General features: G+C 55.1%; 15 protein-coding genes. 4 read left to right on the top strand and 11 right to left on the bottom strand.

The features are described 5' to 3' along the window. Positions 1–69 precede the first annotated feature (69 nt). Positions 70–2,223, top strand: coding sequence for a formate dehydrogenase subunit alpha (gene fdhF / locus P349_RS14850; protein ID WP_081758195.1), 2,154 nt, complete (start codon positions 70–72; stop codon positions 2,221–2,223). Positions 2,224–2,271: 48 nt separating this feature from the next. On the opposite strand, the gene P349_RS14855 is transcribed toward fdhF, so the two are convergent. The 7 genes from P349_RS14855 to P349_RS14885 form a co-directional block, all read right to left on the bottom strand. Beyond that, positions 2,272–2,730, bottom strand: coding sequence for a (2Fe-2S)-binding protein (locus P349_RS14855; protein WP_032647269.1), 459 nt, complete (start codon positions 2,728–2,730; stop codon positions 2,272–2,274). 43 nt (positions 2,731–2,773) lie between these two features. Continuing rightward, positions 2,774–5,980, bottom strand: a complete 3,207-nt coding sequence (locus tag P349_RS14860; protein WP_032647271.1) for a molybdopterin cofactor-binding domain-containing protein — start codon at positions 5,978–5,980, stop codon at positions 2,774–2,776. A gap of 306 nt (positions 5,981–6,286) precedes the next feature. After that, positions 6,287–6,613: a hypothetical protein gene (locus P349_RS14865; protein ID WP_032647273.1), complete on the bottom strand. Its 327-nt coding sequence runs from the start codon at positions 6,611–6,613 to the stop codon at positions 6,287–6,289. Positions 6,614–6,793: 180 nt separating this feature from the next. Further along, positions 6,794–9,937: a Cu(+)/Ag(+) efflux RND transporter permease subunit SilA gene (gene silA / locus P349_RS14870; protein ID WP_032647275.1), complete on the bottom strand. Its 3,144-nt coding sequence runs from the start codon at positions 9,935–9,937 to the stop codon at positions 6,794–6,796. A 10-nt stretch (positions 9,938–9,947) separates the two neighbouring features. Beyond that, positions 9,948–11,198 (bottom strand): efflux RND transporter periplasmic adaptor subunit, encoded by a 1,251-nt coding sequence (locus tag P349_RS14875; RefSeq protein ID WP_032647276.1) that lies wholly within the window; start codon positions 11,196–11,198, stop codon positions 9,948–9,950. An 11-nt stretch (positions 11,199–11,209) separates the two neighbouring features. After that, positions 11,210–11,551: a cation efflux system protein CusF gene (cusF, locus tag P349_RS14880; RefSeq protein WP_024908525.1), complete on the bottom strand. Its 342-nt coding sequence runs from the start codon at positions 11,549–11,551 to the stop codon at positions 11,210–11,212. A gap of 28 nt (positions 11,552–11,579) precedes the next feature. Beyond that, entirely contained in the window at positions 11,580–12,965 is a 1,386-nt protein-coding gene (locus tag P349_RS14885) for an efflux transporter outer membrane subunit (protein WP_032647278.1), read from the bottom strand. A gap of 162 nt (positions 12,966–13,127) precedes the next feature. Here P349_RS14885 and P349_RS14890 point away from each other — a divergent pair, with 162 nt between their 5' ends. Both P349_RS14890 and P349_RS14895 read left to right on the top strand, forming a co-directional pair. Further along, positions 13,128–13,811 carry a copper/silver response regulator transcription factor gene (locus P349_RS14890; protein ID WP_024908527.1) on the top strand — a complete coding sequence of 228 codons (684 nt, stop codon included), beginning with the start codon at positions 13,128–13,130 and terminating at the stop codon, positions 13,809–13,811. Further along, a complete protein-coding gene (locus tag P349_RS14895) occupies positions 13,801–15,255 on the top strand; it encodes a Cu(+)/Ag(+) sensor histidine kinase (protein ID WP_032647280.1) in 1,455 nt (484 codons plus the stop codon). The genes P349_RS14890 and P349_RS14895 overlap by 11 nt, the downstream gene beginning before the upstream one ends. A 3-nt stretch (positions 15,256–15,258) precedes the next feature. On the opposite strand, the gene P349_RS14900 is transcribed toward P349_RS14895, so the two are convergent. Beyond that, a complete protein-coding gene (locus P349_RS14900) occupies positions 15,259–16,164 on the bottom strand; it encodes a LysR family transcriptional regulator (RefSeq protein ID WP_032647282.1) in 906 nt (301 codons plus the stop codon). Positions 16,165–16,281: 117 nt separating this feature from the next. On the opposite strand from P349_RS14900, the gene P349_RS14905 reads away from it, so the two are divergent. Continuing rightward, positions 16,282–17,697: an MFS transporter gene (locus tag P349_RS14905; protein ID WP_032647283.1), complete on the top strand. Its 1,416-nt coding sequence runs from the start codon at positions 16,282–16,284 to the stop codon at positions 17,695–17,697. A 32-nt stretch (positions 17,698–17,729) separates the two neighbouring features. Here P349_RS14905 and P349_RS14910 read toward each other — a convergent pair whose 3' ends face one another. From P349_RS14910 to P349_RS26795, 3 genes are read right to left on the bottom strand one after another with little or no spacing between them, the layout of a single operon-like run. Then, positions 17,730–18,221 (bottom strand): Hcp family type VI secretion system effector, encoded by a 492-nt coding sequence (locus P349_RS14910; protein WP_032647285.1) that lies wholly within the window; start codon positions 18,219–18,221, stop codon positions 17,730–17,732. Between the two features lie 21 nt (positions 18,222–18,242). After that, complete coding sequence (locus P349_RS0124310; RefSeq protein ID WP_032647288.1) at positions 18,243–18,677, bottom strand: hypothetical protein; 435 nt, start codon at positions 18,675–18,677, stop codon at positions 18,243–18,245. Then, entirely contained in the window at positions 18,655–19,176 is a 522-nt protein-coding gene (locus tag P349_RS26795) for a polymorphic toxin type 44 domain-containing protein (protein ID WP_238550726.1), read from the bottom strand. The genes P349_RS0124310 and P349_RS26795 overlap by 23 nt, the downstream gene beginning before the upstream one ends. Positions 19,177–19,226 lie beyond the last annotated feature (50 nt).

Here is a 19,226-nt window from a genome sequence, read left to right as displayed (position 1 = left end):
TTTGGGGTCAGCAGCCGCTTTGATTTTTGGCTGTTGTTTTAGGATGTCACCATTATCAGGAAAGCCATGATGAAGAAAGTGACCACTGTCTGCCCTTACTGTGCCGCTGGCTGCAAGCTGCAACTGATGGTTGAGGGCGGGCGGATCGTTCGCGCCGAGGCGGCGATGGGCAAAAACAACCAGGGTACGCTGTGCCTGAAAGGCTACTACGGCTGGGATTTTGTCCACGATACCCGCATTCTGACGCCGCGCCTGCAAATGCCGATGATACGCCGCCAGCGCGGCGGCAAGCTGGAAGCCGTCTCGTGGGATGAAGCGCTGGATTACGTCGCCACGCGGCTTAGCGAGATGAAAGCGAAATATGGCCCTGATGCCATTCAAACCACCGGTTCTTCACGGGGGACCGGCAACGAAACCAACTATGTGATGCAAAAATTCGCCCGCGCGGTTATCGGTACGAATAACGTTGACTGCTGCGCGCGCGTCTGACACGGCCCTTCGGTTGCAGGTCTGCACCAGTCGGTCGGAAACGGCGCTATGAGCAATGCCATCACTGAAATTGATAACAGCGAACTGGTGTTTATCTTCGGCTACAACCCGGCAGATTCTCACCCTATCGTTGCCAGGCATGTGCTTAATGCGAAGCGAAATGGCGCAAAAATTATCGTTTGCGATCCACGGCGTATTGAAACCGCCCGCATCGCCGATATGCACCTGGCGCTTAAAAACGGCTCTAATATCGCGCTGTTGAACGCCATTGCCCACGTCATCATTGCGGAGGATCTTTACGATAAATCATTTGTTGCCCAGCGTTCTGAAGGCTTTGAGGAGTACCGTAAAATTGTCGAAGGCTATCCCCCGGAATCGGTTGAAGAGATTACCGGCATTAGCGCGCAGGACATTCGCGCCTGCGCGCGACTGTACGCCAGCGCGGCAACGGCCACGATTTTATGGGGCATGGGTGTCACCCAGTTCTTTCAGGGAGTAGAAACGGTACGCGCGCTGACCAGCCTGGCGATTATGACCGGTAATCTTGGCAAAGCGAGCGTCGGCGTCAACCCGGTTCGCGGGCAAAATAACGTGCAGGGGGCCTGTGATATGGGGGCCCTACCGGATACTTATCCGGGCTATCAGTTCGTGAAAGAGGCCGAAAATCGCGAGAAGTTCGCCAAAGCCTGGGGGGTTGAGAGCCTGCCGGCGCATACCGGGTATCGCATCAGCGAGCTACCGCACCGGGCGGCACACGGCGAAGTCCGTGCGGCGTACATCATGGGGGAAGATCCGCTGCAAACCGACGCCGAGCTGTCGGCGGTGCGTAAGGCGTTTGAGACGCTGGAGCTGGTGATTGTGCAGGATATTTTCATGACCAAAACCGCGGCCGCGGCCGACGTCATCCTGCCCTCCACATCGTGGGGCGAGCATGAAGGGGTTTATACCGCCGCCGACCGGGGGTTCCAGCGCTTCTTTAAAGCGGTGGAGCCACAGTGGGATCTGAAAACCGACTGGCAGATCGTCAGCGAAATCGCCACCCGCATGGGTTATCCGATGCACTACCGTAACACGCAGGAAATCTGGGATGAAATGCGCCATTTGTGTCCGGATTTCTTCGGCGCCACCTATGAGAAAATGGGTGAACTGGGGTACGTGCAGTGGCCGTGTCGCGATGAATCTCCAGCGGATAAGGGTACCTCATGGCTGTTCGAAGATCGTTTCTCCACGCCAGACGGGCTGGCGCAGTTTTTCACCTGCGACTGGGTGGCGCCGATCGACAAATTGACCGAGGAATTTCCCATGGTGCTCTCCACGGTACGCGAAGTGGGCCACTACTCATGTCGCTCGATGACCGGGAACTGTTCGGCGCTTTCTACGCTGGCGGATGAACCGGGCTATGCGCAGATCAACACCGCCGACGCGGCGCGTTTAGGCATTGTCGATGAAGCGCTGGTGTGGGTGAATTCGCGTAAGGGGCGGATTATTACCCGGGCGAAAGTGAGCGAACGGCCAAACAAAGGGGCCATTTACATGACCTACCACTGGTGGATTGGCGCCTGTAACGAACTGGTCACGGAAAATCTCAGCCCCATCACTAAGACCCCAGAATACAAGTACTGTGCGGTACGGGTAGAGGCGATTACCGATCAGGCGGCAGCAGAGCGCTACGTTGTAGAAGAGTATGCGAAACTTAAAGCACGGCTGCGTGAATGCAGCGAGAGTCTCGCGTAAACGGCGCTGCTGGGGAGGTCTGAACCTCCCCGGCGCGCCATCATCGCGTTATGACTTTAACGCGTGGTGGATAGAATCAAGAATCGGCTGGTAGCCAGTGCAGCGACAGATATTCCCCTCCAGAACATCTTTCAATTGTTCGTCACTCGGCTGTGGCACTTCCTGCAGCAGCGCGGTCGTACTGACCAGCACGCCCGGCGTGCAGAAGCCGCACTGTACGCCGCCTCTCTCCACAAAAGCATGCTGTAGTTTTTGCGTAATTGGGTTGTCGTTTAGCCCTTCCAGGGTGTTGATTTCCGCTTCATCGCACTGTTCCGCCAGCACCAGACAGGAACAGACCGCTTTGCCGTCCATCATCACCGTACAGGCGCCGCATTCACCGATAGAACAGCCCTCTTTCGTTGCGGTTAACTTCAGCGTGTTGCGAACCAAATCCAGCAGACGCATATTGCCTTCAACTTTGGCTTCTACCAGTTTGCCGTTAACCTTCACTTTAATGATACTCATTGTTTTGTCCTCGACAGGGCGCCAGGCGCCCTGCTTTCACTGATTATTGAGCGGATGCCTGCGCCATCATGTCGCGGAACATGCTGACAAAAACCGGCTGCTTATAGGCGGCGGACCAGCGTTTGCCGATGGCGGCATAAATCAGCTTGTCCAGCACCTCGCAGGCGCTATCAATGGTTTGCGGCGTGATGCGCTGCCCCAGCAGACAGCGCTCAACGTCAAGCAGACGCTGCGGTTTGCTGAACAACGCGCCGTCGACCAGCCGACAGTAGCTGACGGTACCGTCAGCAGCGAACTCCAGCAGCGCGGTTAAGCTCTGACGGGTAATGTTCAGCGCGTTTCGCCGCCCCAATTGATGGTAAAACCCCTTCGCTTTAGGGTGCGCCGGAGCCGGGAGAATCACGCGAGTGAGCAGCTCATCCGGCTGGCGTTGCGTTTTGTAGCCCGAGAGCAGAAACTCGGCCAGCGACATGCGGCGGACGGCGGTGTGGGAACGCAGTTCGATGCTGGCATCGTAAAGAATCGATGGCGGAATCGAGTCGCCGCACGGCGCGGCGTTGACGATATTGCCGCCGATGGTGGCGCGGTTACGGATCTGATGAGAACCGACCGTATGGCAGGCCTGCACCAGCAGCGGGTAGCGTTCGCGCAGCATCGGATGGTCGGTAATACGGTTGAAGGTGACCGCCGCGCCGATGGACACGTCATGGCTTTGCGGATCTTCCGTTATACCGGTCAGCTCGCTGAGGCGGGAGATATCAACCAGCCTCACCGGTTTGGTTTGCAGACGCCCCTGCACGATGACATCTGTACCGCCCGCAATTGCGGTGACACCGTCACTTCTCAGCAGTGCCAGCGCCTCATCCAGACTCTTCGGCCGCGTCACCGTGACGTCGGTAAGCCGCAGCACCTGCTTTTTGTTCTCCTGCTCAATCATCAGCTCGCTCTGGCGCGCCGGTTTTTTCAGGTTATAGCCGAGAATCACCTGCTCCAGCGTCAGCGGCAGTTGGCTATAACGCGTGCCCAGCGCAAAGCTTACGGCGTTGTTGATGGCGGCTGCCGCCAGTTCGGTGGCCGGTTCGCCAATGCCTTTCGCCCCCAGCGGGCCCGCTTTATCCGGGTTTTCCACCCCGATCACCGTAATAGAGGGAATATCCTTGATGGTCGGCAGCAGGTAGCTGTCAAAGTTCTCGGACTTCACCTGCCCATGTTCAATATTAAAATCTTCCAGCAGCGCGTAGCCAAAGCCCTGTGCGATGCCGCCGCATACCTGGCCTTCAAAGCCGACCGGGTTCAGCACCTGGCCCACGTCATGCGCGGCGGTAACGTGCAGCAGGTCGGTCTTACCGGTGCTGGTGTTGACCCGCACTTCCGCGATCTGGCAGCCATAAACCCAGGTGAAATACGGGCTGCCGCAGCCTTTTTCTTCATCCCAGTGGATCGGCGGCGGCACAAACCAGCCGTACTCGGTGAGGCTGACGCTGGCCCATTTGGTTTTATTGACCGCATCTTTAAACGCTATGCGCTGGCTATCATCCTGTTTATTGATGATAAAACCGTCCTGCCAGCAGGTGTCTTCAAGGCATGTCGCGCCGATGGTCTCACCCACCACGCTCAGAATGCGCCGCTTAATTTTCTCCGCGGCATCCAGAATCGCCCCGCCGCCGACCATGGTCCCGCGCGTGGCGGCGGTCGAGCCGCCGTCGCCAATCACAGAGGTGGGCGGTTCGCTGAAGTGGATGTCGGTCATCGTTATCCCGAAAGCTTCAGCGGCGATAAGCGACATCGTGGTTTGCAGGCCCTGACCGTTTTCCGATACCGACGTAGAGAGATTAATGCTGCCATCTTCGTTGACCTGAATCAGCGCCGTTGAGGTATCAACCCCTTCCGCGCCAATGGAGCAACCGCGATAGCTGAGCGCCAGCCCAATGCCATAGCGATACACGCCGCCTTGCTCATTCAGGACGTGGTAATGATTACGTTTGGCCATAAATTCCGCCGAGGCCGCCGCCTTTTTCAGCACCTCATGTGCCGACACCGTATGCTGATCAAAAACCTGGCCAGTCACGGACGTATCGCCCTGACGTAATGCATTGATTTCACGAATTTCAACCGGTGAGATATTGAGATATTCAGCGATTTCATCCATCAATGATTCATTAGCATAAACCACCTGCGGCGAGCCAAAACCGCGCATCGCGGAGGTATAGCTGTTATTGGTGTACACCGCCTTGACATCGATATGAACGTTGGGGATCGCGTACGGGCCAGCTGCCTGTACGGAAGATCGCCAGGTGACAAACGGCGATGAGGCCGCATAGCCGCCGCTGTCGGCCAGAATATCGATTTTCATTGCCTGGATACGTCCGGCGTCGTTCAACCCTACTTTGTATTTCATTTTGTAGGGGTGGCGTTTGCAGCTTTCAATAATGGACTGTTCGCGGGTATAGGCGAACTTGATCGGCTTCCCGGTCAAGCGCGTCAGAAGCGCCGAGCGGCAGGCAAGATGATCAATCACGTCATCCTTACCGCCAAATGAACCACCCATGACCGCGCGTTTGACGTTGATGTGGCTCTGCGGGCAGCCCATAAATTTGGCCACGAAGCCGCGCACCCGGTGCGGGTTCTGAATAGAGCCGGAAATAATCAGGCTGCCGTCAGTAGGATCCAGCCAGGTCAGTACCACTTCCGGTTCAATATAGGCGTGTTCCTGGAAGCCGACCTCATATTCGCGTTCAAGGATATGCCGGGAGTCGGCAAATCCCTTTTCGATATCGCCTTTAATGGTGTGGTGATGCGCGGCAATATTGTCGTCGCGCTCAGGGTGAATTCGCCGTGCACTGGGCGCCAGCGCCGCTTCCACGTCGGTGAGCGGCGCATACGGCGTGTAGCGCACGTGGATTTTGTCGGCCGCTTCGCATGCCGCCTCATAGGTGGTCGCTGCGACAACGGCGATGACGTCGCCGTGAAAGACCACCTCGTCTTTAACTATCGGCAGGTAATCTTTAACGATAATGCCCACCACCGGCGTGCCGGGAATATCCTGCCAGGTGGCAATCCTCACCACGCCGTCTACCGCCAACGCGTCGCTAAGATCCAGCTCGTCGATTTTTCCTGCGGGAATATCCGCATAGCGACAAACGCCGTAGAGCATATCCGGCAGTGTAATATCATCGCCATATAGGGCGGTTCCTTTGACTTTCGCCAATCCATCCACGCGTCCTGGCGACGCTGAACGCAAAGCACACATAATGCTCCCCTTATTATCAATCCTGTAAGTAGCCACGGGAAAAGCCCATCGCTACGTACAAATCCAAGATTTGTGCCAGAGATCAACGAGGTGAGCATCAGGGTTCGTTTTTGTGATTGTGCACGCGTAAAAGCCGCGCCGTTGAGTGAAATGTGTCCATCAAAAGCGGCGCTGCGTGAGAATGATTCCCGTGCAGCGCCGTTTTTATCAAAGTAATAATCAGTTTTATCAAAATAATAATGGTTTAACGCGGGCAGACCGAACAGGGAGCGTAAAGGCGACATTCCCTGCCGGCTAAGCAGCGGATTAATTCTCTGTCATCTGGCGACGATGTTGTTGCGCCTGCTGCTGATGGCTGACCGAAGACTGGCCGTTATTCGCCGTCTCGTGTGCAATCGCCGCTTTCTCGTGTTCATTCATCGCGGAAAACGACGTCGCTGTTTCGTTAGTACCGCATGGACGGGTTTTGATCATCTCCTTATGCATTTCCGCCATGCCCTGGCTCGAATCCGATGTGTTGCATTGCATCATGTCATGAGACATTGCTGCCTGTTCACGGTTGTTGGTCTCTGCAGCCCAGCTGGATGCAGAAACCGCCAGGATGGCAATAACAGATAAAAGGATCTTTTTCATGGTTGTATCTCCGAAGTTAAAGTGCCAGACATATGGGGCCTTATTTATGATTTAATTATAAAAAGCAGCCCCTGTTTACCGCGTGACGGGCTGATGACAATTCTGTCAGAGGCGATCTCCCTCCCCCTTCAGTTCAGCGCAGAATAAAAAAAGGACACCTTTCAGTGTCCTTTATGTTCATCAAATGTGTTTTTTATGCCTGCGCAGCCAAATTAACTTATACGCCGCCGGAATAATAAACAGCGATAGCAGCGGTGCCGTGATCATGCCGCCAATCATGGGCGCCGCTATCCGGCTCATGACTTCTGACCCGGCACCGGTACCCCACATAATGGGCAGCAGACCGGCAATAATCACCGCGACGGTCATCGCCTTTGGCCGCACGCGCAGCACCGCGCCATGATAAAGAGCGTCATCTAGCCCCTGTTCGGTGAACGTTTCCCGATGGGATAACGCCGGGTGTGCTTCAATGGCATGACGCAAATACATCAGCATGACCACCCCAAATTCTGCCGCTACCCCGGCCAGAGCGATAAAACCGGTGCCGGTTGCCACAGACATATGGAAGCCCTGCCAGTAGAGGAACCATATTCCTCCGACCAGGGCGAACGGCAGACTCATCAGGATCAGCAACGCTTCATCCACGCGACGGAACGCCAGATACAGCAGAATGAAGATGATCATCACCGTCATCGGCACCATCAGCTTCAGTTTCTTGTTGGCGTGTTCGAGCAGTTCAAACTGTCCAGAGAATGAGACGCTGGTACCCGGTCTCAGCTTTACGTTCTGACTGATAGCCATTTTAATGTCGTTCACCACCGACACCATATCCCTGCCGCGGGCATCGATATAAATCCAGCTCGCAGGTCGGGCATTCTCCGTTTTTAGCATCGTGGGGCCGGAAACCACGTTGATATCCGCCACATCGCCCAGCGTGATCTGCTGTTTCATCGGCGTGAGGAGAGGCATCTGCTTCAACGCGCTCGGGCTGTTCCGGTAGTCCTGAGGATAGCGAATATTAATCGGGTATCGGGCGACGCCTTCCACCGTTTCACCCACCGTCGCCCCACCGATGGCCGAGGAGACGAACAGCTGCACATCACCCACCGTCATCCCGTAGCGGGAGGCTTTTTCCCGGTTGATATCAACATCGATGTAGCGCCCGCCCTCCAGACGTTCAGCCAGGGCAGACACCACGCCCGGCACCGTTTTGGCTACCGCCTCAATGCTCTGGGCCGTGGCGTCAATATCCGACAGAACGGTACCTGACACTTTGATACCGATGGGGCTTTTGATCCCGGTCGAAAGCATGTCTATCCGGTTACGAATGGGCGGAACCCAGAGGTTCGCCAGGCCCGGCAAACGAACGGTCTTGTCTAGCTCATCAACGATCTTGTCAATGGTCATGCCGGGCCGCCACTGATCCTCAGGCTTGAGCTGAATAGTGGTCTCCACCATTTCGAGCGGAGCGGAATCCGTTGCCGTTTCGGCCTTGCCGGTTTTGCCAAACACCGAGGCCACTTCAGGTACGGTTTTGATGAGCTTGTCCGTTGTCTGTAACAGCGCGGCAGCTTCAGCCGGAGAGACGCCCGGCAATGTTGACGGCATATACAGCAGGTCACCTTCATTTATCTTTGGCAGGAACTCGCCGCCCACCTGGCTCAGGGGCCAGATCACCGTGAAGATGGATAAGGCCGCAACCAGCAGGGTTGTTTTAGGCCAGTGGAGCACACGAATCAGTAGCGGATGATAGGCTTTAATCAGTAGCCGGTTCAATGGGTTACTGGTCTCAGCGGGAATTTTACCCCGGATCCAGAATCCCATCAGGATGGGGATAACAATGATGGCCAGCGCGGCCGCGCCCGCCATGGCGTACGTTTTCGTGAAGGCCAGCGGACCAAACAGCCGCCCTTCCTGACCCTCAAGGGTAAAGATAGGAATGAAGGATAAGGTGATAATCAGCAGGCTGATAAACAGCGCGGGGCCAACCTCGACAGAGGCGTTGGTGATCACCTTCCAGCGCGTAGCGTTATCAATCTGCTCTCCCGGATGCTGGTGATCCCACTCTTCCAGCCGTTTGTGCGCGTTTTCAATCATCACGATAGCGGCATCCACCATCGCGCCGACGGCAATGGCAATGCCTCCCAGCGACATGATATTGGCGTTCAGTCCCTGGAAATGCATGACGATAAAGGCAATACACAGGCCAAGCGGCAGAGAGATAATCGCCACCAGCGCCGAGCGAACGTGCCACAGGAACAGGGCGCAGACGATGGCCACCACGATAAATTCTTCGAGCAGCTTAGAACTCAGGTTGTCGATTGCCCGATCGATGAGCTGGCTGCGATCGTAGGTAGTCACAATCTCAACACCTTCCGGCAGGCTGGCCTTCAGCGTCTCCAGCTTATCTTTCACCGCCGTAATGACCTCGCGCGCGTTTTTACCCGAACGCAGGATCACCACGCCGCCCGCCACTTCACCCTGCCCGTTAAGCTCGGCAATACCGCGCCGCATTTCCGGCCCCGTTTGTACGCGGGCAACATCACGAAGGTAAATCGGTACCCCGTTCTCGCCGGTTTTCAGGACGATGTTATTGAAATCGTCCATCGTCTGCAGATAACCGCTGGCCCGGACCATATACTCCGCTTCCGCCATTTCAACTGACGATCCCCCTGCCTCCTGGTTAGACGACTCAAGGGCCTGCTTAACCTCCGGCAGACTAATGCCGTACTGAGCCAGTTTTAACGGATTGACCTGGATCTGATACTGCTTCACCACGCCGCCGACGGAGGCCACTTCAGCCACGTTCGGGATCGTTTTCAGTTCAAATTTCAGGAACCAGTCCTGCAACGAGCGTAACTCGGCGAGATCGTGTTTTCCGCTGCGATCCACCAGCGCATACTCAAATATCCAGCCCACGCCCGTGGCATCAGGGCCGATCTCTGAGCTCACACCGGCAGGGAGTTTGCCCTGAACCTGGTTCAGATACTCCAGCACGCGCGAACGGGCCCAGTACAAATCGGTACCGTCTTCAAAAATGACATAGACATACGAATCACCAAACTGCGAAAAACCGCGCACGGTCTTTGCGCCGGGAACCGACAGCATGGTGGTGGTGAGTGGATAGGTCACCTGGTTTTCAACAATCTGCGGAGCCTGGCCGGGATAGCTGGTTTTGATAATCACCTGAACGTCAGACAGATCGGGCAAGGCATCGACCGGGGTGTTGATGATGGTCCATGTCCCCCAGACGCTGAGGAAGAGCGCCCCCATCATGACCAGGAAACGGTTGGCGACTGACCGCCGGATAATCCATTCAATCATCATCGTCTCCTTAATGGCCAGAATGCGCGCCGTCAGCCGTTTCAGCGTGACGCATGCGCTCCAGCGCGCCGGTAATATTGGCCTCCGAGTCAATCAGGAACAGACCGCTGACCACTACCGACTCTCCCTCTTCCAGTCCGCTACCAATGCCGGACTGCTGCTGAGCTTCATGCAGAACGTGGATCCTTTTCGGCACAAATTTCCCGTCCGCATCAACGGTAATAACGCGCTGTTCTTTGCCGGTATCGATTACGGCCTGGGAGGGGATCAGCAGCATTTCCTGGCTTTGGGTATTTAGCTTCAGGTACGCATTCATGCCCGGTTTCAGCAGTTCATCCTTGTTGGAGACCTGCAGGCGCACCTGCAGCGTACGGGTGGTTTGATCCACGCTCGGCAGAAGACTCCACTTTTCAACCGGGAAGGATTTATCCGGATAAGCCGGTATGGAAACAGCAAACTGCGAGGTATCTTTCAGCAGATAAGCGATGGATTCAGGTACTGCCGCGCTGATCCAGACCGGATCCATTCCCTGAATTTGCGCCACCACCTTATCTTTGGAAATATTCATCCCGGTACGCAGGTCAAAGGCCGTTATCACCCCGTCGATAGGCGCCTTGATGGTAAACCGGGTCTGGATCGTTCGGGTCGCACGCAGCCTCTGAATATCGTCATCCGGCATTCCGGCCAGGCGAAGACGCTCCAGCACACCTTTTATTTGCGTTGGCGTTCCACCGGTGCCGGATAGCAGCAGAAACTCGCTCTGCGCTTCGACCCAGTCCGGAATGGTAATATCAATCAGCGGCGTGCCTTTCTTCACCTTATCGCCCGTCGTCAGCGGATACACTTTCTCCACGAACCCTTCCGCACGCGCCTGCACAATGACAAACTGATAGTCGTTATAGCTGACGTTGGCCGGGATCGTCTGGGCATAATTCAGCGTTCCGCGCGTCACCTTTTGCGTTTTTAATCCCAGATTCTGAACCTGTGTCGGGTCGATACGTATTCCGGTGCCGCTTTTATCGTCATTTTCGTCCGCATATTTAGGCACCAGATCCATATCCATAAACGGCGATTTACCGGGCTTATCGAATTTCACGTCAGGCTTCATCGGGTCATACCAGAAAAGCACCTTTCTTTCAGAGACGCTGTTTTCTGTTTTTTCAGACGAATGAAAAGCCTGCCATGCCGTCACGGATATCAGCCCTCCCGCAATCAGGCTGCTGACTATCATGGCAGCATATTTTATTTTTAATGAGGCCATGCCGTATCTCGCTATTTAATGCTCTTCAGTAAAGAGATATTGCCCTGCTGAACAAATGAAAAATCAACGTGACTGCCGACTTTTAAGGCGTTGATGCTCTCATCGGCCTGAATAAAGGTGAAACGCATGGTCATCGCGGGCCAGCCAATCGCAGGGATGGCCTCATGAGAAATCGTGACTTTTTTATTCGTGAGATCAATGTCCTTCACGATACCGGTCCCGGTGATGAGCTGCTCTGAGCTCCCTTCGCTGGCAGCACTCATCCCCTCGTGCTGATGAACTTCAGCCTGGAGGCCAGCAGAAAACACAATAGAGATCGCACCGAATACAACAGCCTTAAGTGAATTGCGCATGTTTATTTTCCTGTTTAATTAAATAACGTTATTCGACCCAACCGCCGCCGAGCGCGGTGAAAAGATTAATTTCATTAACCTGCCGGGCATAAATAAGGTCGAGAATATTTTGCTGCGTGGAGAAAAGAGAACGTTCCGCGTCAAGCACTTCGATATAGCTGACCGCCCCGCTGGAATATAACCCTCTGGCCCGCTGCAGGGTGATGCGTAGCGAATCAAGATACCGCTGTTGCGCAGCAAGCTGCTGGTTAATGCTGTCCCGCAGCGCGAGCGCGTCGGCAACCTGTTTGAAGGCGGACTGAATTTTTTGTTCGTAATTAACAACCGACTGCTGCTGGCGAATTTCAGCCAGCTTCAGGTTGGCCTTATTCCTGCCCGCATTGAAAATGGGAATTTCGATTTTAGGAATAAAATTCCACATCCCGCTCCCTGACGTGAACAGGCTGGATAATTCCGTACTACCTGTGGAAAGCCCGCTGGTTAGTGATATGGACGGGAAAAAGGCGGCACGCGCGGCGCCGATATTCGCATCGGCCGCTTTAAGCTGGTACTCCGCCTCCATAATATCCGGGCGCTGTAACAGTATCGCTGAGGAAAGATGGGGAGGCAGTTTTACCGGCGCGACATCGCCGGCATTCATGCCGCTGTCGCCCGGGAGCGCGCGATACGTGCCGAGGACCAGCTGCAGGGCATTATTGGCCTGCGCCAGCTCTCCCTCTCGTTTGGCAATATCTGCCTGCGTGCTTTCGATCTGTCCCCGGGCCTGCTCCAGCGCCAGGACGTTCGTACTGCCCGTCACCAGCTGCTGCTCAACGAACGCAGAAGACTGCTGGTAATTTGTCAGCGTTTCCCGCGCAATACGCAGCTGTTTATACGCCAGTTGCTGGTTGAAATAGCTCTGGGAAACGTTAGAGACGAGCAGGATATGCACCGCGCGCCGGGCCTCTTCGCTGGCGAAATAGTTTTGTCGGTCAGCCTCGCTCATGTTCCTCAGCTTGCCGAAGAAGTCGAGTTCATAGCTAAGCGCAAGGCCCGCGTCGTACTGCTGCGTGGTGGGTTTGTCACTTTTAAGCCCGCCGCTGTACGTGATACCCGAAGACGCATTCAGCTGAGGATAACGGTCTGCATCCGTCACGTTGAACTGCGCCCGCGCCTCTTCAACCTTCAGGGCGGCCATTTTTACATCGCGATTGTTATTCAGGGCTTCCGTAATCAGCTCCGCTACCTGCGGGTCGGCAAAAAAGGTGCGCCAGCCGGTGTCCTGATAACCCGCCACCGCGGGCGTCAGACCGTTGCGCGAGAGTGAAAATTGCTGAGGTACCGGTGACGCCGGGCGCTGATAGTCGGGGGCCAGCGAGACGCAGCCTGCCAGGATAAATACCGTACTGATGCTTAGTCGTTTTAACAGGAACATAACGGTCCAGATGAAGTCCAGAGTATTTTTAGGGCTACTCTACGGAACACATCCTGTTTGACGGGTGACAGGATAATGACAATGTTGTCATTTTTAACGTAAGTCATTGTGAACGGTCGCGGGCACCATAGAATGTCATCAGCGGCCATTCTGGGGAGCATGATGAAAATACTGATCGTCGAAGACGAAATGAAAACCGGTGAGTACCTGTGTAAGGGGCTGACTGAAGCGGGGTTTGTCGTAGACCACGCGGATAATGGCCTGAACGGCTACCATCTCGCCATGACCGCTGAATACGATCTGCTGATTCTGGATATCATGCTGCCCGATGTGAACGGCTGGGACATTGTCCGTATGCTCCGCTCTGCGGGCAAAGGGATGCCCATTCTGTTACTTACGGCTCTCGGTACGATTGAACATCGGGTTAAAGGGCTGGAGCTGGGCGCGGATGATTATCTGATTAAGCCTTTCGCCTTTGCCGAGCTGCTCGCCAGGGTAAGGACGCTGTTAAGACGCGGAAATACGGTGATCGCGGAAAGCCAGCTTCAGGTGGCGGACCTGACGGTTGACCTCGTGTCGAGAAAGGTCAGCCGGGCCGGAAGTCGCATCCTGTTAACCAGCAAAGAGTTCAGCCTGCTGGAGTTTTTCATGCGCCATCAGGGAGAAGTGCTTCCCCGCTCCCTGATTGCCTCCCAGGTGTGGGACATGAATTTTGACAGCGACACAAACGCGATTGACGTGGCGGTAAAGCGGCTGCGCGCGAAAATCGATAACGATTTTGAACCGAAGCTGATCCAGACGGTGCGCGGCGTGGGCTATATGCTGGAGGTGCCGGATGCACGTTAAGCTTCCCCGGCGCCCCTTTTCTCTTGCTCTACGGCTGACCTTTCTTATCAGTCTCTCCACTATACTGGCCTTTTTCGCCTTTACCTGGTTTATGCTCCATTCCGTTGAAAAGCATTTCGCCGAGCAGGATATCAGCGATCTGCAGCAAATCAGCACTGCGATGCACCGCATACTGCAATCACCGGCCGATCCCGATCAAAAGAAAATCAGCAAGATTAAAGAGTCGATCGCCAGCTACCGCAACGTGGCCGTCCTGCTTCTTGATCCGCAGGGCAATACCCTGTTCACCTCAGCGCAAGGGGCGGCTTTGCGCCCGGCAATGAACACGGCGAACTTTAGCGAACACCGTCGCGCACAGGATGTGTTTCTCTGGACGGTAGAAGACCCGGCCAACCCCATGCACGCCGGGTCCGACATGAAAATGGAAACCTACCGGATTATCGCCTCTTCAGGCACGGCAACGCTGCAGGGAAAAACCCAGGACTACGTCATGCTGATCGGGCTCTCCATTAATTTTCATCTCCACTATCTTGAGGCGCTGAAAAAGAATCTCCTGGCGATTGCGGCGGTTATCAGCCTGCTGATTATCCTTGTCATTCGCATCGCGGTGCGCCAGGGACATTTGCCTCTGCGTAACGTCAGCAACGCCATAAAAAACATCACCTCTGAAAATCTTGATGCACGACTGGAGCCGTCCCGCGTACCCGTTGAGCTGGAGCAGCTGGTCATCTCCTTCAACCAGATGATCGAAAAGATTGAAGATGTCTTTACCCGTCAGGCTAACTTTTCCGCCGACATCGCGCACGAAATCAGAACCCCCATCACCAACCTGGTGACGCAAACGGAAATCGCGCTGAGTCAGAACCGCACTCCGAAGGAGCTGGAGGATGTGTTGTACTCCAGCCTGGAAGAGTACAACCGGATGACCCGCATGGTCAGCGACATGCTTTTCCTGGCGCAGGCGGATAACAATCAGCTCATCCCTGACCGGGTGATGTTTGATTTAAGCGCCGAGGTCATGAAAGTGTTTGATTTCTTCGAAGCCTGGGCGGAAGAACGTCACATCGCGCTGAAGTTTAACGGGATGCCCTGCCTGATAGAAGGCGATCCGCAGATGTTCAGAAGGGCCATAAATAATCTGTTATCCAACGCCCTGCGCTATACGCCAGCGGGCAAAACGGTGACGGTCTCACTGCGAAAACAGGATAACGACGTTGAGCTGGTGACAGAAAACCCCGGCACGCCGATCCCAGCGGCGCATCTGCCGAAGCTGTTTGACCGTTTTTATCGCGTCGATCCGTCCAGGCAGCGTAAAGGCGAAGGCAGCGGCATTGGGCTTGCCATCGTGAAGTCCATCGTCACGGCACATCAGGGTAAAGTCCGCGTGGAATCGGATGCGGTGTCGACGCGTTTCATCCTCACCGTGCCGGGGAAAGTGATCTGAGCGTCAGCAAACAGCGCGGCACACCTCAAGGACCTTTTCCCTGAGCCACCGGTGCGCCGGGTCCCTCTCCATGCGCGGATGCCACATCTGTGAAACCGTTATGGTCCGGGTCTTAAAGGGCAGTTCAAATACGTGCACGCGCTCGGTCATCGCCTGATTGAGCAGATATAACGCCGGCACCATGGCAATCAGATCGGACGCCAGCGCCACGGATAACGCCGTCGGGAATCCAGGCACCACGCTGGCGACCTTGCGCTTCATCCCGCGCTCCGCCAGCGCCTCATCGACAAACCCGTGCAGCGATCCGTCCGGCGAGGCCACCACATGCCCCCAGGCGACATACTCACTCAGGCTGACCTCCGGCTGCTCTGACAGCGGATGCCCCTTACGCACCGCGCCAACAAACCGATCCTGAAAGAGCCTTTGCAGCCGTATTTCAGGCCCCATGTTACCCTGCACGCCGATCTCCAGGTCGACCAGCCCCTCACGCAAGTAGCGCGACGTTTTTTCCGGTTTCGGTGAGAAGCGGATGCACACCCCGGGCGCGACGCTCGCCACCGCAGCAATCAGCAGAGGCCCAAACGCCACTACAAAACCGTCGTTGGCCCGGATGGTGAACAGCCGTTCAAGGCTTTCCACCTTCAGCGTGTCGGTGGAGGGCTGCAGCACCGCCCTCGCCTCGTGCACGGCGCTTCTGGCGCGGTCCCGGGTGGCTTCGGCCCAGGGCGTCAGCACCATATGACGACCGGCCCGCACGAGGATCGGATCACCGGTCACCTCCCGCAGCCGGCTCAGGGTGCGGCTCATGGCGGAGGTGCTCAGGCTCAAACGTCTCGCCGCGCCCGCCACGCTGGCTTCTGCCAGCAGAACGTCGAGCGCAACCAGAAGGTTAAAGTCAGGATCGGACACGATGCCTCCTCAGATGTGGCGTTACGTGCAATGATTAAGTGCAAATGCTGCGTCTTCCGCCTTGTATACCGCATGATTATAGTTTCGTCATCACGATTCTTATCCGGAGTAACGACGATGACGCTATTTACCAACCTGCCCGGCGATGAAGGTTTACCCGGGCATGAACGCGCCAGGGTCCTGGCCGCCGTTATGACCACCACGCTGATGGGCGTTTTTGACGGTACCATGATCAACATCGCGCTCCCCTCCATGGCAAGAGCGATGCAGGTCCCTGCGAACGTTGCGGTCTGGTTCGCCAACGGTTATCTGCTGTCAGCGGCGATGACGTTGGCCATCTTCGCGGCGCTTGCGGCGCGCGTGGGCTATCGCCCGGTATTTCTTGCCGGGCTTGCCACCTTTACGCTCACCTCGCTCGGCTGCGCGCTGGCAACAACGCCGGAAATGTTAACCGCGATGCGTATTCTGCAGGGCATCGGCGGTGCGGCGACCCTGAGCATCGCCCCGGCTATCCTGCGCTCCGTTTTTCCGGGTCGGCTGCTGGGCCGCATTCTGGGGTTGCACGCCCTGCTTATCGCCTCCAGCACGGCGATTGCCCCGGTACTCGGCGGAACAATACTGGACGCCCTGAGCTGGCAATGGCTGTTCGCCATTAACCTTATTCCGGGCAGCATCGCCCTGCTGCTGGCGTGGCGGGCCTTGCCGCGGGAATCGGCCGCTGACCGCACTCCCTTTGATGCGCCGGGCGCCGTGCTCTCCGCCGTCCTGTTAGGTTCAGCGATCATGCTGGCCGACAGCCTTCAGCACGTGAAGCAACACATTAACCAGGAGGCCGTCTGCTGGGGCGTTCTCGCGCTGGTCGGCGCCTTCGCCTTTACCTGGCGGATTCGGCGCGCACAACATCCGTTACTGCCGCCGGTGATGTTCAGAAACGGGCGCTTCACCCTCGCCGCGCTGACCTCGCTGGCGTCGTTTGTGAGCCAGGGGATCACGTTCGTCGCGCTGCCGTTCCTGTTTCAGAGCGTGTATGGCTACAGCCCGGTGGTGTCGGCGCTGCTGTTCACGCCGTGGCCGATTGGCATCGTGCTGATTGCACCGCACGCGGGTCGCTGGGCGGATACGATCTCCGCGCCACTGATCTCGACCCTCGGGCTGGTGATTTTTGTCGGTGGGTTGGTCCTGCTGGCCACGTTGCCGGAGAATCCTTCCGTGTGGAATATCTGCCTGCGCAGTCTGGTATGCGGTATTGGATTTGGCTGCTTCCAGAGCCCCAATAACCGGGAAATGCTCTCTAACGTCGCGCGGGAATATGCCAGCTATGCCTCCGGCGTGTTGTCGATTGTGAGGACATTCGGCCAGTGTCTCGGCGCCGCCGTGGTGGGAGTTTTGCTGGCTGTGACTACAGGGTCAGGTCATCAAACGCTTGATGACCGGGCCGTGCATCTGGCGCTGTGGATTGCGGTGATTGCCTCAACGGGATCGGTCTTATTTAGCCTGAGCAGGCTGCGCCCTGCGGTTCGGGCATCAGCGTAAACTATTGCAGCGCCGAGAGGCGCTGCTCGTTTTTACGCATAGGCTGTAGGGCGTTCGTTCCACGCATCAGTGTACTGAATATTTCCGTCCAGAATTTTCCATGTGATTTTTGCATATCGCAAAGATACATTTTCCATGTGACCTGTACCGGGACAATCTCTTGTATCATGCATTATTGGAGTTATTGAAATGACTTTCACATCTTCCATAAGGATGTTGAAGTATTCCACTTCCTGACCAGCATCATTGATGTGGTAGAACTTTAATTCAGCACTATGAAGCGTCTGACCTGTAGCGACTGCTTTATATAGATAGGGTGAAGATGAATCAATTGCTTTTGTTAAACTGAACGCTGAGTGTTGCCTTGTACCTGTAAGTTTACCCGTTGCATCATCTGTTGGAATGCTCAGGTTATGAATCAGATCCCTGAGCTCTATACTTCCTTCACGGTCTGCAACATCAGAACCGCCACGGATCATTGCTCCGCCATCGTCTTTCAAAAAGAGGTGTACTGGTACAGCCATTTCTATAACTCCTTATTTTGATTAATCTCTTATTCCATTGGCTATGAGGTTAATTACAGGCATGATCGCTACACCATCTGCATAGAACAGATCAGAATTAGTGAATGAATAAACCTTGCCAGTGATTTTTACATTTACCGTGCTCCCATAAGCTGAAGCAGTAACATTGCTTGTGTTGGCTTCAAGGAATGGTGATCGATCTTCAAGGGCTTTCATAATGTTCCCGCTGTTGTCTTTATCTAAGTAGAAGCGGTAAACACCCGACACCGTAGCGCCCCCATTATCATACTTAGTTATGTACAGTGTGACGGTATCAGAGAGTTTCTGTTTGCTGACAAAACTATCGTGAGGAGGTGCATTAAAATAGTATTGATATGTCAGAAACCCACAAACAACGAGCAATAGAATCGTTGTGAGTAAGAAATGAAACCGTTTAATAACCGTATTTCTTTGCATATTCTATACCTTGCCTTATCCAAAACTGATCGTGAGGATCATCCCCATAAGGCGGTTTTTGATACCAGTGCCCCCATTTCTTTTTGGAGGTTTTAGCTCTTTCCTGCGCCCATCCAGCCCCCATCAATAGCGTTTTTGATGGTATCCCGGCGGCATAACCAGCCGAACCATAATTGAAGTTCCCAAAATTTGCTAACTCAGGGTGTCCCTGCTTGTAATCCCACGGCCCCTTATTTCTTACTTTTTGATAAAACCAAAGATAGGTTGTAGGGATAGCCATGTTTCTACTCATACCATGCGCTCTTGCAATCCTCATGTTTGCCAACACAAGTGCGATTCCTTCTTTAGGTAACAAAGGTATAACAGCCACATTAACCATCCATCCATTGTGGGTATATGGCCGCGTATCGTACACTTTTGCGATGGTAAAAAAGATATCTGTTTCCAGAGAAATGGCGGAAAAATATCCAACTAAGGTATTAATCGCATTAAAAATCAAAGAAATTTAGGCTGCCCTGCACGGTCTACAGGCAAGCGTTGCACAATGTA

The sequence above is a fragment of the Enterobacter sp. DC4 genome (assembly GCF_000568095.1).
GTDB classification, from domain to species: domain Bacteria; phylum Pseudomonadota; class Gammaproteobacteria; order Enterobacterales; family Enterobacteriaceae; genus Enterobacter; species Enterobacter pseudoroggenkampii.
Note: the sequence above shows the minus strand (reverse complement) of the source record. Positions and strands in the feature narration are given on the sequence as shown.